At 62.6% G+C, this 21669-nt stretch carries 22 protein-coding genes; 14 read left to right on the top strand and 8 right to left on the bottom strand.

The genetic code is table 11. The annotated features are described in order from the left end of the window. The 6 genes from NDI72_RS06735 to NDI72_RS06710 form a co-directional block, all read right to left on the bottom strand. A complete protein-coding gene (locus tag NDI72_RS06735) occupies window positions 1-744 on the bottom strand; it encodes an ABC transporter permease (RefSeq protein WP_113153181.1) in 744 nt (247 codons plus the stop codon). 3 nt (window positions 745-747) lie between these two features. Continuing rightward, window positions 748-1737 (bottom strand): ABC transporter substrate-binding protein, encoded by a 990-nt coding sequence (locus NDI72_RS06730; protein ID WP_113153182.1) that lies wholly within the window; start codon window positions 1735-1737, stop codon window positions 748-750. A 9-nt stretch (window positions 1738-1746) separates the two neighbouring features. Continuing rightward, window positions 1747-2535, bottom strand: a complete 789-nt coding sequence (locus NDI72_RS06725) for a nucleoside phosphorylase (protein WP_206546173.1) — start codon at window positions 2533-2535, stop codon at window positions 1747-1749. After that, window positions 2525-3289 carry an ABC transporter permease gene (locus NDI72_RS06720; protein ID WP_224924960.1) on the bottom strand — a complete coding sequence of 255 codons (765 nt, stop codon included), beginning with the start codon at window positions 3287-3289 and terminating at the stop codon, window positions 2525-2527. The genes NDI72_RS06725 and NDI72_RS06720 overlap by 11 nt, the downstream gene beginning before the upstream one ends. Further along, entirely contained in the window at window positions 3289-4032 is a 744-nt protein-coding gene (locus NDI72_RS06715) for an ABC transporter ATP-binding protein (protein ID WP_113153184.1), read from the bottom strand. The genes NDI72_RS06720 and NDI72_RS06715 overlap by 1 nt, the downstream gene beginning before the upstream one ends. 551 nt (window positions 4033-4583) lie before the next feature. Next, entirely contained in the window at window positions 4584-5354 is a 771-nt protein-coding gene (locus NDI72_RS06710; RefSeq protein WP_283800002.1) for an IclR family transcriptional regulator, read from the bottom strand. A gap of 142 nt (window positions 5355-5496) precedes the next feature. On the opposite strand from NDI72_RS06710, the gene NDI72_RS06705 reads away from it, so the two are divergent. From NDI72_RS06705 to NDI72_RS06670, 8 genes are all read left to right on the top strand, one after another. Then, entirely contained in the window at window positions 5497-7059 is a 1563-nt protein-coding gene (locus tag NDI72_RS06705; RefSeq protein WP_283800001.1) for an ABC transporter substrate-binding protein, read from the top strand. Between the two features lie 67 nt (window positions 7060-7126). After that, complete coding sequence (locus NDI72_RS06700; RefSeq protein ID WP_113153187.1) at window positions 7127-8068, top strand: ABC transporter permease; 942 nt, start codon at window positions 7127-7129, stop codon at window positions 8066-8068. A 206-nt stretch (window positions 8069-8274) separates the two neighbouring features. Beyond that, a complete protein-coding gene (locus tag NDI72_RS06695) occupies window positions 8275-9135 on the top strand; it encodes an ABC transporter permease (protein WP_206546170.1) in 861 nt (286 codons plus the stop codon). Window positions 9136-9138: 3 nt separating this feature from the next. After that, entirely contained in the window at window positions 9139-10254 is a 1116-nt protein-coding gene (locus NDI72_RS06690) for an amidohydrolase/deacetylase family metallohydrolase (RefSeq protein ID WP_283800000.1), read from the top strand. After that, window positions 10251-11249, top strand: a complete 999-nt coding sequence (locus tag NDI72_RS06685; protein ID WP_283799999.1) for an ABC transporter ATP-binding protein — start codon at window positions 10251-10253, stop codon at window positions 11247-11249. The genes NDI72_RS06690 and NDI72_RS06685 overlap by 4 nt, the downstream gene beginning before the upstream one ends. Next, the gene (locus tag NDI72_RS06680; protein WP_283799997.1) at window positions 11242-12207 is read left to right on the top strand and encodes an ABC transporter ATP-binding protein; all 966 of its coding nucleotides are present in this window, start codon (window positions 11242-11244) and stop codon (window positions 12205-12207) included. The genes NDI72_RS06685 and NDI72_RS06680 overlap by 8 nt, the downstream gene beginning before the upstream one ends. Then, window positions 12194-12679, top strand: a complete 486-nt coding sequence (locus NDI72_RS06675) for a RidA family protein (protein WP_283799996.1) — start codon at window positions 12194-12196, stop codon at window positions 12677-12679. The genes NDI72_RS06680 and NDI72_RS06675 overlap by 14 nt, the downstream gene beginning before the upstream one ends. Window positions 12680-12692: 13 nt before the next feature. Next, window positions 12693-13904: an aminotransferase class V-fold PLP-dependent enzyme gene (locus tag NDI72_RS06670; RefSeq protein ID WP_283799994.1), complete on the top strand. Its 1212-nt coding sequence runs from the start codon at window positions 12693-12695 to the stop codon at window positions 13902-13904. 72 nt (window positions 13905-13976) lie between these two features. Here the strand turns inward: NDI72_RS06670 and NDI72_RS06665 are convergent, their stop codons facing one another. After that, window positions 13977-15392 (bottom strand): amidohydrolase, encoded by a 1416-nt coding sequence (locus tag NDI72_RS06665; protein WP_283800040.1) that lies wholly within the window; start codon window positions 15390-15392, stop codon window positions 13977-13979. Window positions 15393-15743: 351 nt separating this feature from the next. Here NDI72_RS06665 and NDI72_RS06660 point away from each other — a divergent pair, with 351 nt between their 5' ends. The 5 genes from NDI72_RS06660 (at window position 15744) to NDI72_RS06640 (ending at window position 19904) form a co-directional block, all read left to right on the top strand. Next, on the top strand, window positions 15744-16739 hold the full coding sequence (locus tag NDI72_RS06660) for a helix-turn-helix domain-containing protein (protein ID WP_283799993.1): 996 nt from the start codon (window positions 15744-15746) through the stop codon (window positions 16737-16739). 110 nt (window positions 16740-16849) lie between these two features. Continuing rightward, window positions 16850-17512, top strand: coding sequence for an outer membrane protein (locus NDI72_RS06655; RefSeq protein WP_283799992.1), 663 nt, complete (start codon window positions 16850-16852; stop codon window positions 17510-17512). A gap of 66 nt (window positions 17513-17578) precedes the next feature. Beyond that, window positions 17579-18382: an SDR family NAD(P)-dependent oxidoreductase gene (locus NDI72_RS06650; protein ID WP_283799991.1), complete on the top strand. Its 804-nt coding sequence runs from the start codon at window positions 17579-17581 to the stop codon at window positions 18380-18382. A gap of 18 nt (window positions 18383-18400) precedes the next feature. Next, window positions 18401-18700 (top strand): hypothetical protein, encoded by a 300-nt coding sequence (locus NDI72_RS06645; protein WP_113153197.1) that lies wholly within the window; start codon window positions 18401-18403, stop codon window positions 18698-18700. A gap of 1 nt (window position 18701) precedes the next feature. After that, complete coding sequence (locus NDI72_RS06640) at window positions 18702-19904, top strand: beta-ketoacyl-[acyl-carrier-protein] synthase family protein (RefSeq protein ID WP_283799990.1); 1203 nt, start codon at window positions 18702-18704, stop codon at window positions 19902-19904. Between the two features lie 76 nt (window positions 19905-19980). Here the strand turns inward: NDI72_RS06640 and NDI72_RS06635 are convergent, their stop codons facing one another. After that, on the bottom strand, window positions 19981-20376 hold the full coding sequence (locus NDI72_RS06635) for a VOC family protein (protein ID WP_283799989.1): 396 nt from the start codon (window positions 20374-20376) through the stop codon (window positions 19981-19983). Between the two features lie 198 nt (window positions 20377-20574). On the opposite strand from NDI72_RS06635, the gene NDI72_RS06630 reads away from it, so the two are divergent. After that, window positions 20575-21585 carry a TAXI family TRAP transporter solute-binding subunit gene (locus NDI72_RS06630; RefSeq protein ID WP_206546160.1) on the top strand — a complete coding sequence of 337 codons (1011 nt, stop codon included), beginning with the start codon at window positions 20575-20577 and terminating at the stop codon, window positions 21583-21585. Window positions 21586-21669: the final 84 nt, after the last annotated feature.

Below are 21669 nucleotides of genomic sequence, written 5' to 3'. Positions count from 1 at the left end.
TCACCCTTCCGCGAAGCGCGCCTCCATGCGACGCCGCAACGCTTCGAATATTTCATAAAAGCTCCAGCCCATGAGGGAGAGGAGCAGCACCATGCCGATCACTGTGGCCGTGTCGGCGTTCTCCTGTCCAGAAGAAAGGAGGTAGCCCACGCCCTCATTGGCGCCCATCAGCTCGCCGATCACGGCAGCCGTCATGGCAAGCGTGGTCGCCACTGTCGCGCCGGCAAAGAGCGTCGGCAGCGCCGAAGGCAGTTCGATATGCAGGAAGCGCTGCAGGGGCGAGAGCTTCAGCACGCGCGCCAGATCCAGATAGGATTTGTTGACGAAGCGCAGGCCCGAAAGCATGCCCGTCATCACCGGGAAGAAGGTGACGATGGCGATCAGCACCACTTTGGGAGCCGGCCCAAGACCGAGCCAGAGCAAAAGCAATGGCGCGATGGCGATCTTGGGCGCGGTCTGCAGAAGCAGAATGAGCGGCGTGGACATCCGCTCGGCAACGGGAAAGCGGGCAAACAGCAATGCGGCCGCGACACCGGCCAGAGCGCCGAGCAGGAAGCCCCAGAAGATCTCGATCAATGTCACATAGACATGCCCCAGAAGATTGGCGTTCTTGTAGAGAAACACCATCCGCTCCATGACGGCTGCCGGGCTTGGCAACAGATAATCGGGCACATTGAAGAGGAACACACCGCCGCCCCAGAGGGCGACGATGAGAACCAGGCCCGCGATCCCGCGCTTCAGCATGGCTTATTCGCCGATCGAGGAAGGATCGACCACGAAGTCGGCAGCCTTCGGCGCTTCGTCGACGACTTCATACTTCGCCAGAATGTCGGCATTGGCCTGCCAGGCGTCGAGATCGGCAGCGCCGAGGCCCTTTTCCCTGGTCAGGTCGCTCTGCCAGACGGAAGCGACGAAGCTGTTCTTGAATGCCGTGGAGAGAAGCTCCTTCTGGTCGGCCCAGGTCGGCGTGTACTTCTCGAAGGAAATTTCGAGAGCATCGTCCACGTGACCGTCGATCACCCACTCATAGGATGCGGTGACTGCATTGGTGAAGCGCTTCACGAGATCCGGATTTTCCTCGAGCAGACGGCTGGAGGTGACAACGACATTGCCGAAGGACGGCAGGAAATCGTTGGACAGGATCATCGTGACATCGACGCCGGCGCCTTCCAGATTGTACTTGCGCAGCTCGGAGAACACGATGGCGTCGACCTGGTCGCTCTGCAGCGCCTGAACGATTGCACCCGTGGAAACGACTTCAAGCTTGATGTCGTCGAGCGAGAGGCCCGCATCCTGGAGGCCGACCTGAAGCTGCAGGTAGTTGGGCGAGCCGAGCGAGGTGACGGCGACCGTCTTGCCCTTCAGATCTGCATAGGTTTCGATGCCGGTTTCAGCCTTTGCCAGCAATGCGCCAATGCCGCGCTGGTAGGTGGTATGAACCACTTTCACCGGCAGGCCGTTGGCCGCAGCCGCCACAACGGCGTCGCCGTTCGGGAAGCCGAAATCCACATTGCCGGCGGCAATGTTGGTCAGGATGTCGGACGCGCCGGCATAGATGAATTCAACCTCGATGTCCTGATCGGCGAAGAAGCCGTTTTCAACACCGGCATAAAGCGGCGAATAGAAAGGCACTGCAGCGCCGTCGATCTGCATGACCACCTTGTCGGCAGCAAGTGCAGCAACACCCGAAGCAATAAGGGCAAGCGTGGCTACGCCGGTTTTCAGCATCACATTCATTGTTCTCTCCTATTGGGACGCATCATGCGCGAGAGCCCGGCCCGCAATGCGGAGCAGGTTTCGCTGCGTGTTTTCATAATCGACAAGCCAATTGTCGGTGGCGCGATTGCCGTGCACACCCAAGAGGCAGGCCGCCCTGAGGCCAAGAGCCCGGCCAACGGCCAGGATCACCTGCGATTCCATTTCCACTCCGATGGCCCCCTCGGCAAGGAAACGGTCCAGATATCCAGCGTCCGGGCTGTCGACCGCATCAAGCCTGAGCGGCCGGTCCTGCCCGAGGTAATAACTGTCGGTCGAGGCGATCATGCCCCGGTGCGCGCCAAGCCCCAGCGCCGCAGCACTTTCTTCCAGCGCAGACGCGAGTGCGGGATCGGCCTCCGGCGTGTAACCGTGTTCGGCATAGAGCGCTGCAACGCCGGTCAGGCCGGTCGCCGTGTGCGGCACGATGTAATCGCCCGTTGGAATTTCCGGCACCAGCGCGGAGCACCCGCCGATGCGGATGAGACGCTTTGCGCCCAGCATGGCGAGCTCAACCATGGCGATCTCGGTCGACGGACCGCCAATGCCGCTGGAACAGATGGTCAGACGCCGGCCTTCAAACGTTCCCGTTACAAGCGCAAACTCGCGCTTGCGGCCGAAATCCTGCACATCGGTGAGCATGTCGCGCAGCAGCGCAACACGGTCGGGATCACCTGGCACCAGAACATCTTCGGCCACATCGCCCGGCCCACAGGGAAGATGCGGCGGGCGACCGCCGGAAAACGGCAGCCGCGCGGTGGGTTTTGAACTATCGGCCATCCTGCACCTTCCATGACAAGAGACGCCCCTCGATCACACCGAGAAGCCCGTGAAGGGCGATGCCCAAAAGCGAAGTCAGAAGCACCGCGCCGAACAGCAGCGGCGTCTTGTAGGTGGCGGAGGCGAAGGTCATCAGATAGCCGAGGCCGTCGCTGCCGGAGATCCACTCGGCAAGGATCGCGCCGACGAGCGCCTGCACCGCGCCGATCTTGAGACCGACGAAGATGCCCGGAAGCGCCGCCATCAGATCGATGCGCCAGAACAGGGAGAACGGGTTCAGCTTCAAGAGCTTCGCAAGGTCGTGCATGCGGCTGTCGATGCTGCGGAAGCCGGCAAGCGCGCCCATCAGAACCGGGAAGAAAACCAGCGAGACGATGAGCACGATCTTGGCCGTGAGGCCAAGGCCGAACCAGACGACGAACAGCGGCGCAAGCGCAATCTTCGGCGCGGTCTGGAAGACGACCAGAGGGCCATCCAGAAAGGTCGAAAGCCGGGGCATCTTGTAGAGCAGGTAGGCGACGGCGATGCCTGCCACGCTGCCAATGCCGAGCCCCAGAAGAATGTTGCGCACGGTGAACCAGAGATGCGGCCACAGTTCGCCGCTCACAAGCGAATCCCAGAGCGTCGAAACCGTGCTTTGCGGCGACGGCAGGAGATATTTGGGAATGCCCATCGGCCCGCTGGCGTACCACCAGGCCACGGTCAGCAGCGCCAGCGCCACACCATATTCGAAAACGGGACGAAAGCGGCTCATCATTCCGTTTCCCGCATGTCCTGGCGCAGCTCCGCGACCAGCTGATGATAAGCGGGATCAAGCTTGGTGGCTTCGCCGCGCGGATGCGGCAGATCCACCGTGTAGGTCTTCTTCAGTCGACCGGGACGCGGCGACATGACCATGACCTCGCTGCCGAGATAAGCCGCCTCTTCAACGCTGTGCGTGACCAGAAGAATGGTCTTGCCCGTGCGCTGCCAGATGCGCAGCAATTCGTCGTTCAGCGTTTCTCGGGTCAGAAGGTCCACGGCGGAGAACGGCTCGTCCATCAGAAGGATCGGCGGATCGTCGGACAACGCCCGGGCAATGGCCGCACGCTGGCGCATGCCGCCGGAAAGCTGTTTGGGCAGCGCGTCCTCAAAGCCGGAGAGCCCCACCAGTTCGATCAGTTCACTGACGATCCGGTTGCCCTCGTCGCGGCGCACACCGGCGGTGTCGAGCGGAAAGCGGATGTTGTCGCGAACGGTCTTCCACGGCAGCAGAACGGCGTCCTGAAACACGAAACCGACCGGGCGTTTGGCCGAACCCGTATCGAGTTCGATCGTGCCGCCGGAAGCGTCTTCCAGCCCCGCGATCAGACGAAGGAAAGTGGACTTGCCACAGCCGGACGGCCCGACGATGGAGACAAATGCACCCTTTTCAATCCGGTGATCGAGAGGCGCCAGGGCGAGGATGCTTCCACCATCAAGATCGAAGCTCTTCGTCAGACCAGAGGTTGTTATCAATCTGAGACCTTTCAGAGGTAACTGAACCGATTAGACGCATAAAAATGCGACGTTTCAACGCATATTCTCAAAATTTAGACACCTTGTCCAGCGACGCCGGGAAGGCAGCGCCTGTCGTGAATGCGACGCGGATCATCACAGGATTTTCCAAAGCGTTTTGGGAGGTCATGACAAGAGAGAAAAATTCTCAAAAGAATTCAGCACATTAAAAGTAGACCGCCACAACAGAAACAGACACACCAGAATATTCATCGAGCATTACATGACGCCGACTAATTTCTGCAACACGCATAGAAGAGCGACGCGCACCAGAGACTGGAGGGGGAATTCTAATTATTGATACAAGTCGTTTTCTGCTCCGTCTCCCGACGCCCCGGACCGGCCATCGAGAAAATTTCAGCCCACGTCACAACAAGCCCGGGGAAGCGCGAAAACGCGCGACCCGGCTAACAGTTCAACGGGTGATTAGCGGATAATTGCGCGGCTCGTCAGACGCTGCTGCGGCAATCAACAATCAATTTTGCTGGGAAACGATTATTCGACCGCTCAGCCTAGCCGGCGCGCCGCCCCAGGGCCGTCTCGATGTTGCGGGCCGACTGGCGCACGGCGTCGGACAGGCGCTGCGTTTCGGCGCGCGCCTTGGTCTCCGGCAGCACGATGGAGATTGTCGCCACACAGGCCCCCGTCTCATCACAGATCGGCGCGGCAATGCAGGCGACGGCATATTCCGATGCGCTCATCTGGACTGCGAGCCGCTCGCTGAATTCGCGCCCGGCCTGTTCGGCAAGCAGAACCGCATCGGTCTCGGCGCGCCCGGTGGTGGAGGGCCGCGCGATTTCACTGAAGATGCGCACGCGCTCGGCCTCCTCGAGATGGCCCAGCAGCAAACGGCCCGACGCCGTCCAGTTAAGCGGCACACGCGTGCCCACATCGGACGCGACATTGAAGTGATCCTCACCGCGCGACATGCCGATCACCGTCATCATGTCATCGTCGCGCGCGCAGATCTGAATGGTTTCGCCCAGCTCTTCCGCCAAAGCTTCCATCTCGCGCTTGGCTTCCTTGAACACATCCATGCGTGAACGATAGGTGAGGCCGTAGCGCATCAGCCGCGGGCCGAGCCACACGGAATTCTCCCCGCTGCGCGACAGCATGGAGCGCTCCAGAAGCTCATCGACAATTTTGTAGATGGTCGAGGCCGGCGCACCGGTGGAGCGCGCCAGATCATAGGTGCTCATCGGCTGCTGGCGTTCGGTCAGAATGTCCAGAATCTGAAGCGTCCGGTCGATGGCCCCAACCCGCTTTCTCGCTTCACCGCTCATCTGACGCTCCCGCTGCCGTTTCCATTCAGCCGCCTTAGCACGCACCCGCACCCAACGGGCAGAGGGCGCACGCAGACTTGACGGATGTTTAGCACGCATATACCGTTATTGTAAAATATAATACATAATAATGGAGGAGAAAATGGCATTGAAGATCACTGGGAAGTTCACCGGAAAATCATCCCTTCTGAGCGCCCCTCTGGCCGCCCTTCTGGCCGGAAGCGCGCTCTCGCTTTCAGCAGGCCCGGCATTTGCCGAGGGCAAGACGCTGGACGTCGCGATCATCGGTGAGGCCGACACGTTCGACCCGATGATGTCGACCAAGGACGTGGTCTCCATCGTCACCCAGCATTTCGTCGAGACGCTCTATACGTTCGATGGCGGCTGGAACATTGCGCCGCTTCTGGCGACCGGGCTGCCGGAAATCAGCGATGACGGCCTCACCTACAAGATCGGCATCCGCGAAGGCGTCACCTTCCATGACGGCTCCAGCATGGATGCAAAGGACGTCGTGGCGTCTCTCGACCGCTGGCTGAAAGTGGCCACACGCGGCAAGGGCGTGGCCGACAAGGTGGCCTCGGTCGAAGCGACCGGCGATTACGAAGTCACCATCACGATGAAGGAGCCCTATTCGCCCCTCCTGTCGCTGCTGGCCTTCTCCAATTCCGCCGCCGCGGTCTATCCGGAAGAGATCATCGCCGACACGATTGAAACCGTGGTTGGCACCGGCCCCTACAAGATCGCCGAGCACATGCCGGACCAGCATCTCCAGCTCGTGCGCTTTGAAGATTACGCCTCGCGCGACGAAGCGCCGGACGGCGCTGCCGGCAAGCGCGCACAGCTGGCCGATGAAATCCGCTTCATTCCGGTTCCCGATCCGAACACCCGCGTCGAAGGCCTTCTGTCCGGCCAGTTCGACTTCGCCGACGGCCTGCCGGCTGAAAGCTACAAGCGCCTTGAAGAGAACGAAACGGCCGACCCGCTGCTTCTCAAGCCGTTCGGCTGGCCGATCTTCGCCGTCAATCACAAGGATGGCCTCCTGACGGACAAGAACATCCGTCTGGCTGTTCAGGCGGCGCTGCCCATCGATGACATGCTGTTTGCCGCCTTTGGCGACGACAATTTCTTCATCACCGACGGGCCGCTCTACCCGGAAGGCTGGGCATGGCGCACGGAAGCAGGCGCCGAACTGTTCAACCAGAACGACCAGGCCAGGGCCGGTGAGCTGCTCAAGGAAGCCGGCTATGACGGCACCCCGCTGCGCATCCTCACCTCGCGCCAGTATGAGTTCCATTTCAAGATGGCCGAAGTGGCCAAGATGGCGCTGGAATCGGCAGGCTTCAAAGTTCAGATGGACGTGGTCGACTGGGCAACGCTCGGCCAGCGCCGCGACGATCCGGCCGTATGGGACATCTACATCACCCATTCGCCCTTCCTGCCCGAGCCGGCGCTCACCTCGCTCTATGACAAGTCGTCCCGCCTTGGCTGGTCGAACCCGGAGAAGGACAAGATCCTCGACGCGTTCACCAGCGAGACCGACATTGCAAAGCGCAAGGAGCTCTTCGCCGAACTGCAGAAGCAGGTCTTCGAGGATGTAGGCTTCATCAAGATCGGCGCATTCAACGCGCTTCAGGGCACCCGCAAGGGTCTTGAAGGTGTGCCGGCTTCTCCGTGGCCCTTCTTCTGGAACGCACAGGTCCAGTAACGGCCACTCTTCAGGGGCCGCTTCGCTCCCGGCGGCCCCTTTTTCGATCTGAGTTCGGAGAACGCGTATGACGCGCTATATCCTCAAGCGCATCCTGGGAATGTTCATCGTCATCTTTCTCGTACTGACGATTGCCTTCCTGATCGTTCGTCTTGCGCCGGGTGATCCCGCCGCCCTGATGCTGGGGCCGGAGGCAACGCCTGAAGAAACAGCCGCGCTGCGCACCGAACTCGGCCTCGACCGCCCGATCGTGGTGCAATATTTCACCTTCGTCGTGAACGCGGCCCAGGGCGACCTCGGCACCTCGCTGTTCTTCCGCCAGCCGGTCACGCAGGTGCTGGCGGCGCGGGCAGAGCCCACCATCTTCCTCGCGCTTTTCTCTCTCGTATTCGCGCTGGTCATCGCAACACCCATCGGCATCTACGCGGCCTATCGGCGGGGCTCGTTTCTCGACCAGAGCGCCATCAGCACGGCCATGCTCGCCGCCTCCATTCCCAGCTTCTGGACCGGCCTCATGTTCCAGCGCTATCTGGCCACCGATCTCGGTCTCTTTCCCGCATCGGGCTATGGCGGGCCGGACGCCAGCTTCATCGAGCGGATGGGCTATCTGATCCTGCCCTCCATCGTGCTCGGCATCGTCAATTCCGCGCTCATCCTGCGCTTCACCCGCGCGTCCATGCTCGACATTCTGGGCGAGGACTATATCCGCACCGCCCGCTCCAAGGGCATGGGCGAACCGCGCGTCGTGCTGCGCCACGCGCTGAAGAATGCGGCCATTCCCATCATCACGGTCATCGGCCTCACCTTCGCGCTTCTGGTTTCCGGCGCGGTGGTCACCGAGCGCGTGTTCAACATTCCCGGCATGGGAAACCTGGTGGTCAGCGCGGTCCTGCGCCGCGACTACCCCGTCATTCAGGGCGCGCTCATCGTCGTCGCGTCGCTCTATGTGCTCATCAACCTTGTCACGGACCTGCTCTATCTGACCGTCGACAAGCGTGTTCGGTACTAGCGCATCGGCCCGGAAATCGGAATCGATTTCCGGAAAGCGCAATGCGTNGGACCTGCTCTATCTGACCGTCGACAAGCGTGTTCGGTACTAGCGCATCGGCCCGGAAATCGGAATCGATTTCCGGAAAGCGCAATGCGTAGATTCAACAGGTTAGAGCGTCCTTTGTGCGTCCGAATGGACGCACGGCGCTCTAGGGAGAAGGCATCATGGCCGCTGCATCCGCTGTCGCAGATCAACCAAAATTCTTCACCGCCCTCTTCTCAAGGCGCGCCGTTCTCATCGCACTCGTCATCTTCGTCGTGCTGGTCCTTCTGTGCGTCTTCGCCCCGCTCATCGCGCCCGCAGATCCGGCGAAAATGTCGGTGCGCGCACGCCTCACCGCGCCCGGCGCGGATTATCTTCTGGGCGCCGACGCATTCGGCCGCGATGTGTTCTCACGTCTTCTCTATGCGGGCCGCGTGTCGCTCTCCATCGGGCTTGGCGTTGCCGCTGTTTCTTCGGCCATCGGCATCGTGATCGGCCTGATGGCCGGCTTCTTCCGCCGGCTGGACGCTCCAATGTCGCGCCTTGTCGATGCGATGATGGCCTTCCCGGACATTCTTCTGGCCATCGCACTGGTCTCGATCCTCGGCGGTTCCATCGTCAATGTGGTGATCGCGCTCTCCATCGTCTACGCACCGCGTATTGCACGCATCGTGCGCGCCTCAACGCTGGTGATCCGCGAACTGCCCTATGTGGAGGCGGCGGTCTCGCTCGGCTCCTCCACCTTCTTCATCATGACCACCCATGTGCTGCGCAACATCCTGTCGCCCATCATCGTGCAGGCAACCTTCATCTTCGCCTACGCCATGCTGGCGGAGGCCGGGCTCTCCTTCCTCGGCGTCGGCATCGATCCGTCAACGCCAAGCTGGGGCACGATGATCAATGAGGGCCGGCAATATATCGATCAGGCCGCATTCCTGATCTTCTTCCCCGGCATCGCGATCTCCATCGCAGTGCTCTCCCTGCAATTGATCGGCGATGGACTGCGCGACGCGCTCGACCCCCGTTTGAGCAAGGATCTTTGAGACATGGCGCTCAGGCTTACCAATTTCCGCCCTGTCGGCCTCGACAACGCACCGGCTGAAATCTTCGTCGGCGATGACGGGCTTGTGGCCGGCGCGCAGATCGCCGGCGCGGAAACCATCGACTGCAAGGGCGCATATCTTTCGCCCGGCTGGTGCGATCTGCATGTGCATGTCTGGCACGGCGGCACGGATATTTCGGTGCGCGCTTCCGATGCGGGCCGCAGGACCGGCGTTACCGCCATGGCAGATGCTGGCTCATCCGGCGAAGCTGCATTTCATGGCCTGCGCGAATATGTGATCGAACAGCAGCAGGAGACGGTTCGCGCCTTCCTCAACATCGGCTCCATCGGGCTTGTCGCCTGCAACCGCGTGCCGGAGCTGATCGATCTGCGCTCCATCGATGTGGACCGCACGCTGGCCGTCGCCGAGGCGAACCGCGATGTCATCTGCGGCATCAAGGTGCGGGCAAGCGGCGTCATTTCCGGCGCATGGGGCATCACGCCTGCAAAGATCGCCAAGCGGGTCGCGGAAATTCTCGATCTGCCCCTCATGGTTCATATCGGTGAACCGCCGCCGCTGATCGACGAAGTGTTCGACATTCTCACCCCCGGCGACATCGTCACCCATTGCTTCAACGGCAAGAAGGCCGGCTCGATCCGCGATACGAAGGCGCTGTTCGCGCAGGCGCAGCAACTGGCCGGGAACGGCGTGCGCATGGATATCGGCCATGGCGTCGCCTCGTTCAGCTTCGATACCGCGCGCGAAGCCATCGCCAACGGGCTGAAACCCTGGTCGATCTCCACCGATCTGCATCTGCGCAATGTGAACGGGCCGGTTTACGACCTCGCCACGACCATGTCGAAACTGCTGGCGGTGGGCCTTTCCTTCGAAGACGTCATCGCCGGCGTGACCGAACGGCCCCGCTCCGTTCTGGGCCTTGGCGCATCGGGCGGCGCGACACCGGGCCAGAAAGCCGATTTCACGATCTTCGATGTGGATGCCGCGAACATCGATGCCGTCGACAGTCTCGGCGGGCATCTGAAACTCGAACAACTGTTCGAGCCGCGCCTCACGGTGATCGGCGCATCGGCCATGCCGGCCGCGAGGAGGAGCGGATGAACGAACCCGTTCTCGACGTCCGCAATCTGCGGGTCGCCTTCCGCGCACGCCGCTCTTCGGTGACGGCGCTGCGTGATGTCAGCTTCACGCTGCACCCGGGCCGCACACTGGCGCTGGTGGGCGAAAGCGGCTCGGGCAAGTCCGTCTCCTCGCTCGCCATCATGGGGCTTCTGCCGCCCAATGGCGCGGTGACGGGTGGCACGATCCACTATCGCGCGGTGGACGGCAGCGTCTCGGACCTCACGAAAGCATCGAAGAGCGAGATGCGCGCCCGACGCGGCGCGGAGATCGCCATGATCTTTCAGGAGCCCATGTCTTCGCTCAATCCGCTGTTCACCATCGGCGACCAGATTGGCGAGATGCTGCTCCTGCACACCGATCTCGACGCCCGGCAACGCCGCCAGCGGGTTCTGGAAATGCTGGAGCTGGTGGAAATCCCCGCCGCCGCATCCCGCATCGACAATTATCCGCACGAGCTTTCCGGCGGCATGCGCCAGCGCGTGATGATCGCGCTCGCCATGGTCTGCAATCCCGCCCTCTTGATCGCCGACGAGCCGACCACGGCGCTCGACGTGACCATTCAGGCGCAGATCCTCGACCTGATGCGCCGCCTGCAAAAAGAACTCGGCATGTCGATCCTGTTCATCACCCACGACATGGGCGTGGTGGCGGAAATGGCCGACGATGTGGCGGTCATGTATGCCGGCGCAATCGTCGAGCAGGCCGGTGCTGCCGAACTGTTCGCGCGGCCAAGCCACCCTTACACGCGCGGTCTGCTGAACTCGATCCCGATGCCCGGCAGGCCGGAGGGCGAGCGCCTTGTGCCCATTCCCGGCACGGTTCCCCCGCTCCACGCCATGCCGGAGGGCTGCGCCTTCGCACCGCGCTGCGGGCTGGCGGATGAAGCCTGTCGCAAACCGGTTTCGCTCAGCGATTTTGCGCCCAACCACCGTGTTGCCTGTTTCCACGCCGGACGGGAGGTGACCCATGTCTGAACCGCTTCTGCAGATCCGCAATCTGTCCAAGCGTTTCGTCACGCCGCGCGGCACCATCCATGCGGTGAGCGATGCGAGCTTCGACATACCGCGCGGTTCCATCACCGGTCTGGTGGGCGAAAGCGGCTCCGGCAAGACCACGCTTGGCCGCACGCTGCTTCGCCTTGTCGAACCGACCGAAGGCCAGACCATTTTCGACGGGCAGGATCTGAACACGCTGAGCGCCTCTGAGCTGCGCGATGCGCGCCGGCGCATGCAGATCATCTATCAGGACCCGGTTTCCTCGCTCAATCCACGCCTGCGCGTTGCCGACATCATCACCGAGGGCCTGCGCGCCCACGGCATCGGCAACCGCGCCTCACGGCGCGACAAGGCTGCCGCACTTCTGGAAGAGGTCGGCCTTCAGGCCGATCACATGAACAAGTTTCCGCATGAATTTTCCGGCGGCCAGCGCCAGCGCATCGGCATTGCCCGCGCCCTTGCGCTGGAGCCGGAGTTCATCGTCGCGGATGAAAGCGTCTCGGCGCTCGACGTCTCCATTCAGGCGCAGGTGCTGAACCTGCTGCTCGACCTGCGCGAGCGTCGCAACCTCACCATGCTCTTCATCGCGCACGATCTTTCGGTGGTGGAGTATCTCTGCGACCAGATCATCGTCATGTATCTCGGGCGGCTGGTGGAGAAAGGCCCCTCGCGGCCACTCTACAGCGATCCCCGCCACCCCTATACACGCGCGCTTCTTTCAGCGATCCCCGTGCCCGACCCGGCGCGCGATCACAGCCGCACCATTCTTCGCGGCGACATTCCAAGCCCGCTCGATCCGCCATCGGGCTGCGTCTTCCGCACACGGTGTCCGCATGCAGCCGACATCTGCGCCGAAGGCGTTCCCGCTCCCGTTGAAACGGGGCCCGACCACCATTCCTTTTGCAAGCGAACAGAAGAACTCTATGCCCCAGCCTGATCTCAAAGAACCCGCTTCCGCACGGCTCGCAGCGCTCGGCATCGAGCTGCCGCCTGCCGCTCCCTCGCCCATCGGCGCATTCTGCAATGTGCGCCAGACAGGTCGCCTTGCCTATGTTTCCGGCCAGGGCCCCGTTCTGCCGGACGGCACATTGCTGCGCGGCAAGGTGGGTGCAGACGTGGACGCAGACACGGCCCGCGAACATGCGCAACTCGTGGCGCTCAACATTCTCGCCACGCTGCGCGACCATCTGGGCGGGCTTGAGCGCATCAGCGGCGTCATCAAGCTTCTGGGGCTCGTCAACGCGACGCCGGATTTCGAGCGGCACCCGCATGTCATCGATGGCGCTTCCACCCTGTTCGCCGACATTTTTGGAGAAAACGGCATTCACGCCCGCTCCGCATTCGGCGTAGGCTCGCTGCCAAACAACATCACCGTGGAAATCGAAGCGGTCTTCGAGCTGCACGACTAGGGGACTTTTGAAAATGGCAGGCGAAACAAACGGCATGTGGTCCTGGCACGACACCCATGATTGCTCCCGGCTGATCAATCTATCGGGAACCATGACGAGCCTGGGCGGCTCGATCACCAGCCCCGCCGTGCAGGAAGAGACGGCGGCCATCATGGGCGAATTCGTCAACATGCATGAGCTGCAGGCGCACGCCAGCCGCGCCATCTGCGACCTGACGGGCGCGGAAGCCGGCTGCGTCACGGCATCGGCGAGTGCCGGCATCTCGCTTGCGATCGCAGCCAGCATGACCGGCCTGAACCCGGGCCGCGTGGAGGCTCTGCCAAAAAATCCCGGCGAGAAAAATGAAGTGGTCGTCCAGCTTGGTCATCTCTGCGGCTATGGCGCGCCCGTCTCGCAGGCCGTGGACCTGACCGGCGCAACCGTGCGCCCAATCGGCCAGTCTACCCATGTGATGGACTACCAGCTTGAAAGCGCGCTGAGCGAAAAGACGGCGGCAGCCCTCTATGTGGTGTCGCACCATGTGGTCCATTACGGGCAGATCCCCTTCGCCCGTTTTGTGGAGATCTGCCACCGCGCCAATGTTCCCGTCATCGTCGACGCCGCTTCGGAATACGACCTCACCGGGTTCATCGATCAGGGGGCGGATATCGTGATTTACTCCGGCCACAAATTCCTCGGCGGCCCCACATCCGGCCTCATCGCCGGACGGCGCGATCTGGTGCGCGCCGCCTATCTTCAGAACATCGGCATCGGGCGCGGCATGAAGGTCGGCAAGGAAAGCATCGCCGGCGCCATCGCCGCTCTGAGGCAATGGCAGAAGCGCGATCATGAGGGCATCCGCCGGCAGGAGCGCGCCGCGCTGGAGCTCTGGCAGAAAACGCTCTCCGCCTTCGCCGGCATCAACCCGGTGATCGTGCCGGACCCCACTGGCAATCCGCTGGAGCGTCTTCAGGTCCATATCGATGCGCAGAAGCTTGGCACAAGCGCAGCGACAATCGCCCGCGCGCTCGGCGAGCAGGAACCGCGCCTCATCGTGCGCAATCATGAGGTGGAGCTTGGCTATTTCCAGCTCGATCCGTGCAATCTGAAACCGGGACAGGCCGAAGTCGCCGCAGAAATTCTGGCAAAGGTCTGTGCGGAAGCAGGTGATCTGGAAGAACGGCCCGACGATTATCACGCGGCCCGCAATGGCGGCGTCGATCCCTATCTCAACTGGCTCTCCTGAGCCGGCCTTTCAGGTCGCGCCGGTGTGTCGGCCCCACAAGAGGGAGTGGGGCCGACGCATTGTGTCCGACAATCAGTTGGACAGACGGTAATCCAGCGGCGGCTCACGGTCGCCGATCAGGGCCGAATAGCTGAATTCTTCGCCACGCGCGTTTTCGAACTCGACCTTCGCGGCCTCGATCACGTCGGGAGACTGGAACAGTTCAGCCGCCGCCGTCGCCAGCGTTTCGGCGGCAAGGCGCGTGCCCTTGTGGCCGATGGACATGCCACCCGCCGCAACGGCCTGCCAGCTATGCGTGGCCGTTCCCGGCACCCAGGTTGCCGTTCCAAGGCCCACGGTCGGCGAGACCCAGCTCACATCGCCCACATCGGTGGAATAATAGCCCTGACCGCCGAACGAATAGTCCTGCACATCCGCCACCGAGCTCAGGGCCGGCTTCTTGCGCAGCGTGGTCTGGAGCTTCGTGGCGAAGTCGGTTTCCTCCGCGTCCCACTCGATCGGAGCGGCAGCGAGCAGATTGCGGTCCATCAGTTTGCCGAGCACGTCATTGGGAAGAACCGAATAGACGCCGCCGACCCGCTCGACGGAGAACTCGGTGCCCGTGCCCAGTGCCGCGCCTTCGGCAGCCTTCTGAATGCGCTCGAACACATCGGCCACAACGGCAGGATCGGGATGGCGCACATAGAGATAGCTTTCCGCCGAATTCGGAACCACGTTCGGGGCCGCGCCGCCATTGGTGATCACATAGTGGATGCGGGTTTCCTGCGGCACGTGCTCGCGCATCATGTTGATCATGTGATGCATGGCCTCGACACCGTCGAGTGCGGAACGACCGCGCTCGGGATACATGGCCGCATGGGCGGACTCGCCCTCGAAGCGGATCTTGGCGCTGACATTGGCGAGCGAACGGCCCTGCCCTGCGCGGTTGGTGCTGGAGGGGTGCCAGTGCAGCGTCACGTCGACATCGTCAAACAGACCGTCGCGCACCATGTAGACCTTGCCCGAACCGCCTTCCTCAGCCGGCGTGCCATAGAGCCGGACCTGGCCTTCGACACCGTTTTCCTTGAGCCATTTGGAAACCGCGATGGCGGCTGCAACCGAGCCCGCGCCGAACAAATGATGGCCGCAGGCATGCCCGCTTTCAACGCCCTCGGCCTCTTCCTCATGCGGCACCGCCGCCTGCGACATGCCCGGCAGCGCATCCATCTCCGCCAGAATGGCGATCACCGGACCGCTATCGGACCCGCTGCGGGCGATGAAAGCCGTCGGAATGCCGCCGACATTGCGCTCCACTTCGAAACCGGCCTCTTCCAGTTCCGCGATCAGCAGACCTGAAGTTTCCTCCTCCAGATATCCCAGCTCGGGATTGGCCCACATCTGGGTCGCGATCTCGTTCATGCGCGGGCTGTAGTCCTGCACCAGCCCGGCCAGTTCCGCACGCTGTTCCTCCGTAAGCGGCGCAGCCAGAGCCTGCGGCGCACTCGCCATAGCCAAGGCCGCAGCCAACGCATACGTAACCGACAATCTCATTGCATCCTCGTAGTTTTATTAATTGGCAAAGCAGGCTAGCAGCGGATTGGAACCATGAGGAAGCACAATTTGCGCTTTTCGACAGACGATCTTTGAAAAATGCGGATTCTCTATTTTCCAGAGAGAGAAATATGATGAAACCGCATGTATTTTTCGCACGTTTTCTGTAAACACATAAACAGAAAGAAAACTCTACAAAGCCCGGAAATCATGCAAAGTCCGCACCCTTGACACCCGCCCCTCCTCCACCTTTCCTAGGGGAAACAAGGTAGTCGGCTTCAGGCAACACTACCGACAGGGGGAACGCGCATGACAGGGGAGCAGGAAACCGGCGACCAACCACCCGGCAGCGCCTTTGCGAGCGTCTCCACCCTCGACCAGAGACCCGACCAGCGCTTCGAATTCTGGCGCAGCCTGTTTCCCCTTATCGAGCTCGACATTTCGGACAAGAGCCGCATTCGCCAGTTCAAGGCCAAGCTGATGCGCTACCAGGCGCCGGACGGGTGCGTGTTCGGTTTCGGCGCGAATGACAACACCCATGCGCGTTTCGCCAGGCCGGAAAGCGATTTCGTGCTGCTCAACCTCACGCTTTCAGGCCGCGCGGAGCTTGAGCTCTCCGGCGACCGCCGGCATGTGATCGACGCCGCATCCGGCCTTCTCGCGCTGGACGGCACAAAGCCCTTCCGGACGAAAACCTACGGACACGCCACGCTCTGGATGACGCTACCGCGCGACATGGTTGCCGCCATTGCCGGAGAGGAAACGGGCGTCCTGAAAGACGGCCTCGCCTTTCTTCCGCAAAGCGGCCTGTCGCGCATTCTGGAAGCCCATTTGCAGATGATCGCCCGTGAGGGCGACGGCATGGACAGACGCTCTGCCGAACTGGCGCTGAAGGTCGCCACCGATCTCGCGCTGGGCGCACTCTCCCAGACACGCGATGCGCTGGAAACGAAACCGGACAGGCCCCATGACGGCGCGATCTTCACCGCAGCGCTGCGCCACATCCGCGCCAGAACCAGCCAGCTCGACCTCACCGCAGCCGCAATCGCCGACGCGATTGGCTGCTCACGGGCCCGCCTTTACCGCGTCTTCGCGGCCAATGGGCAGGCTGTTGGTGACGCCATCAGAAACGCCCGCATCGACCTTGCATCGACACAGCTCGTCAATCGCCCCGACACGCCGGTGAAGCAGATCGCCCATGGCTGCGGCTATGCCGACGCCGCCGCCTTCGCCCGCGCGTTTCGCGCCGCGACGGGCCTCACCCCATCGGATTACCGCGAGCGCCATCAGGAAACCGACAGATAAGCCGGTTCATCTGTGTCGTTTGAGACCCTGCGCACAGCCGTGAGACACCCTGCATGGCCGTTTTTTGATAAGGCTCCGGAAAATGTTCAAGGGGGTTCCCGGGGGGTTACATGAAACGACTGACCATCGCGACCGCGCTTTTGCTCGCCGTCGGCGCAACCAGTGTCCACGCCGCCGACACCTTTCCCTCGGCGGGTGAAGCGCCAGCCGAGAAGTGGCAGGGTTTCTATGCCGGCGCATGGCTGGGCTATCACTGGGGCAATATCGAGAACACCTATTGTAACGGCATTTGCGGCGACGATCTGGACCTGAGCGGTGCGGTTGGCGGTGTGGAAGTCGGCTATAATTTTGCCGTCGACCAGAACTGGGTGCTCGGCGTCTTCGCCAATGTTCCGCTTCTCAAGCCGCAGGAAGACGCAGACGTGCCGATCTTCGGCACCTATGACGTCGATCCGCGCTGGGCCGCCTATTCCGGCGTGAAGATCGGCCGCGCCTATGGCCAGTGGATGCCCTATGGCCTGTTCGGCCTCGGCGTCGCGCGGGTCAAGGTCACAGACCCCGTGGGCACGTCTTCCAGCGCAACGCATCTCAGCGGCGTTGTGGGCGCGGGCGTCGAATACATGTTTGCCGACAACTGGTCGCTCGACGGTCGTTTCGTCTACAGCTTCTCCAATGAGAAGGATTACGATTTCTGCACCGGCGGGTTTTCCTGCCCCTCGGGCTACAAAGAAAACGCGCCCAACGTCACGATTGGCCTGAACTATCAGTTCTGAACAGGCTTCGACGCGCGCAATGCACACACAGAAACCACACGCATACCCAAGCCGGCCCGCATCAGAATGAAGCCGGACAACAAGACGAGCTTCGCCGACCTCGACGGCAAATTTGCCGTCGTCACCGGCGGCACGCGCGGCATCGGAGCCATTGTGGTCGAACGCATGCTTGAGGCGGGGGCCAGCGTGCTGTTCACCGGCACCGATGCCGACCGCGGCCGGCAGGCGCAGGAGCGCATGGGCGGAACCTTTCTGCGCGCCGACGCCGCTGCCCCGGACCATGCCGACCACATCGCCAAAGCGGTGCGCGAGCGTTTCGAGAGACTGGACATCCTCGTAAACAACGCAGGCAGCCTGGGCAGCCCGCAGGGCGTCGAAGACACCACGCCCGAGGCGCTTGATCAGACGCTTGCCGTCCATCTGCGCGCGCCATGGCTCACCATGTCCGCGCTTGCGCCGCTGATGCGCCCGGCCGGCGGCAGCATCGTCAACATGGCCTCCATCGCCGGGCACCGTGTCGGCGCATCATCCGTCGCCTATTCGGTCAGCAAGGCCGCGCTCCAGCACCTCACGCGCTGCGCAGCGGCGGAATTCGGCAAGGATGGCATCCGCGTGAACTCGATCTCGCCGGGCTTCGTGTCGACGGACATTCACGCCGCCGCCATTCCCGGAAGCGAGGCGCGCGGCGCGCGCTTCGTGCAGGGGCTCGGCAAGGTGTTCGTCTCCCGTCAGGCGCTGCCGCATCTCGGCCAGCCGGGCGACATCGCAGAGATCGTGCTTTTCCTGTCTTCCGATGCATCCGCCTTCGTCACAGGCTCCGACATCGTGGCCGATGGCGGCGTGATCTGGGGCAGAGACAGTCTTGGCTGAGACGACCCGCGAGGCACCATGAGCAAACCACCGCACACAGGCACCGCCATCAGGGCAGAACTGACGCGGATCATCGCCCGCGAGGGCGAGATCGCGCCGGAGCGCCTCATTCCCGAAGCCACACTCGACACGATCGGCATCGCCTCGCACGATCTCGTTCTCGTGCTGATGAGCATCGAGGAAACTTTCGACCTCTATGTCGCCGTCGACAGCGATTTCGCCGATGTCGAAACGCTCGATCAGCTGCTTGGCCTCCTCACCAGCCGGATCATGGAGCATCAGGCGCAGGCGGAACCCGCCGCAAGCGAAGCCTGCTGACATGACAAGGCAGGTTGCCATCACCGGCATGGGCGCCGTCACGGCGGCGGGCATTGGTGCGGACACGCTCTGGAACGCGGCAGCGGCCGGGCGCTCCGCCGTTCGCACCGTCGATCTGCCGGGGCGGGAAAAGGCGCGCGTCAACATCGCTGCGGCGCTGGATGAGGCGACGGACGCGCGCATCGCGGAACACACCAACACGACCACGGACCGCTTTGCAGCCATGGCGCTTCTGGCGGCACGGGAAGCGTTCGGTCAGGCGAACCTGCCGGGCGAAGCCTTCGGCCAGCGCTGCGGCATTGTGCTGGGCACTGGTGCTGGCGGCGCTGTCAGCACGGATCGCAACGCCCGCGCATTCTATGTGAAGGATGTGGACGCCGAGCCGATGAGCGTGCCCAAGGTCATGCCCAATGCCGCCGCCTCGCTTCTTTCGATGAAATACGGCATGACCGGCCCCGCACTGACCATTTCCACCGCCTGCGCTTCATCGGCCCAGGCCATCGGCCTCGGCTTCGAGCTAGTCCGTTCCGGTGCGCTGGACCGGGTCATCGTCGGTGGATCGGAGGCCATGCTCACGCCCGCCGTTTTCCGCGCATGGGAAATGCTGCACGTTCTCACGCCCGTCGCTTCACGCCCCTTTTCCCGTCGCCGCGATGGCATGGTGCTGGGCGAAGGCGCAGCCATTCTCGTGCTTGAGGCTGAAGAAAGCGCGCGGGCGCGCGGCGCTGAAACGCTCTCCCTGCTCGCCGGATATGGAACCACCAGCGATGCGCGCGACATGCTGCGCCCCGATGCCGATGGCGCGGCCCGCGCCATGCAGCTAGCGCTGCAATCGGCCGGCCTCGCGCCCGACGCCATCGGTTATGTGAACGCCCATGGAACGGGCACGGTCTACAATGATCTTGCGGAAGCCGAGGCGCTGCGCACCGTGTTTGGCGCACGCCTTCAAGACCTGCCGGTCTCATCCACCAAACCCGTTCACGGGCACTGCATCGGTGCGGCTGGCGCAATTGAGCTGATCGTCACCGTCGCTGCCCTGCGCGAACAGATCGCGCCGCCCACGATCAACTGGCTCGGGGCCGACCCGAAAATTCCGCTCGATCCCGTGCCCAATGAACGCCGGCCGGCGGCGATGGACGCTGCGCTCTGCAACTCCTTCGCCTTCGGTGGCATCAATGCAAGCCTCGTCGTGCGACGGGCCTGAAACGTTCCATTTCATTGATCTCGAGAAACTCCGGACGCAAAACCGGTTGCCGGTTCTGCCGGAATTTCTCTGGCAGTTAATGGAAGCGGCCGTGCTTCTGCAGCACTTCGATCTTGTAGTCGTCCGGGTCCTGCACGAAGAAGAAACGCGCCAGAAGCGTGCCCTCGCGCTCGAAGGCGACAATGTCGCGCGGCGCAAGACCGGCCGCCTTGAAACGGGCGTGCTCGGCATCGAGATCATCGACGACAACCGCCAGATGCCCATAACCATTGCCCAGATCATAGGGCTCGGTCTGATCCTTGTTGATGGTGAGCTCGACCTCGAAGCCGGTCTCCGCATTGCTCAGATAGACCAGCGTGAAGCTGTCGAAATCGAGACGGTCCGCAATCTTAAGGCCGAACGCTTCCTTGTAGAAAGCGACCGATTTTGCCTCGTCCAGAACGCGGATCATGGTGTGAATGCACTTGGCCAAGATGCCTCCAATAGCGTTTCAAGCGGCGCTGGCTAATCTACCGGGCGCCTGATTTTCCGTTGTCGAGGCACCCGAATAACAGAGTTGAGGCATAAATGTGATGGTATCTTGCCACCATCTCACTTGAAAGATTGATGCTGACCGGCAGGAATGCTAGCTCACGTTACGTTACTTGTTTTTATCTCTTGGGAGGTTTCCGTGAACAGACGGCGTTTTGCGATTATTGGAGCAGTCTTGTGCGGCATCGCCGCGAGCGGTGTGGCGCTTGCCCAGCAGCCGCAGTTTTTCCGCATCGGCACCGGCGGCACGGCCGGCACCTACTATCCGATCGGCGGCCTCATCGCCAACGCCATCTCCAATCCGCCCGGCTCGCGCCCCTGTGAGGAAGGCGGCTCCTGCGGTGTTCCCGGCCTGATCGCCACCGCCCTTTCGGCCAATGGTTCGGTTGCCAATGTGAACGCCATTGCCGGCGGTTCGCTGGAATCCGGTTTCTCGCAGTCGGATGTCGCCACCTGGGCGCACAGCGGCACGGGCATCTGGGAAGAGCGTGATCCGGTCGAAAAACTGCGCGCCATCGCCAATCTCTATCCCGAGACGATCCACCTGGTCGCCAGCGCGTCCAGCGGCATCGACAGCGTCGATGACCTGGCAGGCAAGCGCGTCTCCCTCGACGAGCCGGGCTCCGGCACGCTGGTTGACGCCCGCATCATTCTCGATGCCTACGGCCTCACCGAGAAGGACGTTGAAGCCCATTACCTGAAGCCCGACCAGGCTGCCGAGCGCATGCGCGACGGCGCAATGGACGCCTTCTTCTTCGTTGGCGGTTTCCCCGCCGGCGCCATTGCCGAGCTCGCCAGCCAGCACGACATCACGCTCGTCTCCATCTCCGGCGACGAAGCAGCCAAGGTGACGGGCGAGCATGGCTTCTTTGCCGCCAACACGGTTCCTGCCGGCACCTATGAGGGCGTGGGTGAAGACGTCACCACGCTTTCCGTCGGCGCACAGTGGATCACCAGCGCAGACCAGCCCGAAGAGATGGTCTACGAGATCACCAAGGCGCTGTGGAACGACAACAGCCGCAAGCTTCTGGACGCCGGCCACCTGAAGGGCCGCCAGATCACGCTCGACACCGCGCTTGACGGCGTCGGCATCCCGCTGCATCCGGGCGCCGAGAAGTTCTACCGCGAAGCGGGTGTGCTGGGCGACTAAGCCCTGCCGGCAAGCATCGCCAACGCAAACGGACTCGGCCTGTCACCACGGGCCGGGTCCGTCTTTTCAGGCGTCGACGCGCGC

Source organism: Nitratireductor sp. GZWM139 (assembly GCF_030068685.1).
GTDB classification, from domain to species: domain Bacteria; phylum Pseudomonadota; class Alphaproteobacteria; order Rhizobiales; family Rhizobiaceae; genus Nitratireductor; species Nitratireductor aquimarinus.
This window is presented reverse-complemented; position numbering and strand designations above follow the sequence as displayed.

Excerpts from the sequence above, each read along its gene's own strand:
- NDI72_RS06735 (WP_113153181.1), bottom strand. The coding sequence starts at position 744 with ATGCTGAAGCGCGGGATCGCGGGCCTGGTTCTCATCGTCGCCCTCTGG.
- NDI72_RS06730 (WP_113153182.1), bottom strand. The coding sequence starts at position 1,737 with ATGAATGTGATGCTGAAAACCGGCGTAGCCACGCTTGCCCTTATTGCT.
- NDI72_RS06725 (WP_206546173.1), bottom strand. The coding sequence starts at position 2,535 with ATGGCCGATAGTTCAAAACCCACCGCGCGGCTGCCGTTTTCCGGCGGT.
- NDI72_RS06720 (WP_224924960.1), bottom strand. The coding sequence starts at position 3,289 with ATGAGCCGCTTTCGTCCCGTTTTCGAATATGGTGTGGCGCTGGCGCTG.
- NDI72_RS06710 (WP_283800002.1), bottom strand. The coding sequence starts at position 5,354 with ATGAGCGGTGAAGCGAGAAAGCGGGTTGGGGCCATCGACCGGACGCTT.
- NDI72_RS06705 (WP_283800001.1), top strand. The coding sequence starts at position 5,497 with ATGGCATTGAAGATCACTGGGAAGTTCACCGGAAAATCATCCCTTCTG.
- NDI72_RS06700 (WP_113153187.1), top strand. The coding sequence starts at position 7,127 with ATGACGCGCTATATCCTCAAGCGCATCCTGGGAATGTTCATCGTCATC.
- NDI72_RS06695 (WP_206546170.1), top strand. The coding sequence starts at position 8,275 with ATGGCCGCTGCATCCGCTGTCGCAGATCAACCAAAATTCTTCACCGCC.
- NDI72_RS06690 (WP_283800000.1), top strand. The coding sequence starts at position 9,139 with ATGGCGCTCAGGCTTACCAATTTCCGCCCTGTCGGCCTCGACAACGCA.
- NDI72_RS06685 (WP_283799999.1), top strand. The coding sequence starts at position 10,251 with ATGAACGAACCCGTTCTCGACGTCCGCAATCTGCGGGTCGCCTTCCGC.
- NDI72_RS06680 (WP_283799997.1), top strand. The coding sequence starts at position 11,242 with ATGTCTGAACCGCTTCTGCAGATCCGCAATCTGTCCAAGCGTTTCGTC.
- NDI72_RS06675 (WP_283799996.1), top strand. The coding sequence starts at position 12,194 with ATGCCCCAGCCTGATCTCAAAGAACCCGCTTCCGCACGGCTCGCAGCG.
- NDI72_RS06670 (WP_283799994.1), top strand. The coding sequence starts at position 12,693 with ATGGCAGGCGAAACAAACGGCATGTGGTCCTGGCACGACACCCATGAT.
- NDI72_RS06665 (WP_283800040.1), bottom strand. The coding sequence starts at position 15,392 with ATGGCGAGTGCGCCGCAGGCTCTGGCTGCGCCGCTTACGGAGGAACAG.
- NDI72_RS06660 (WP_283799993.1), top strand. The coding sequence starts at position 15,744 with ATGACAGGGGAGCAGGAAACCGGCGACCAACCACCCGGCAGCGCCTTT.
- NDI72_RS06655 (WP_283799992.1), top strand. The coding sequence starts at position 16,850 with ATGAAACGACTGACCATCGCGACCGCGCTTTTGCTCGCCGTCGGCGCA.
- NDI72_RS06650 (WP_283799991.1), top strand. The coding sequence starts at position 17,579 with ATGAAGCCGGACAACAAGACGAGCTTCGCCGACCTCGACGGCAAATTT.
- NDI72_RS06645 (WP_113153197.1), top strand. The coding sequence starts at position 18,401 with ATGAGCAAACCACCGCACACAGGCACCGCCATCAGGGCAGAACTGACG.
- NDI72_RS06640 (WP_283799990.1), top strand. The coding sequence starts at position 18,702 with ATGACAAGGCAGGTTGCCATCACCGGCATGGGCGCCGTCACGGCGGCG.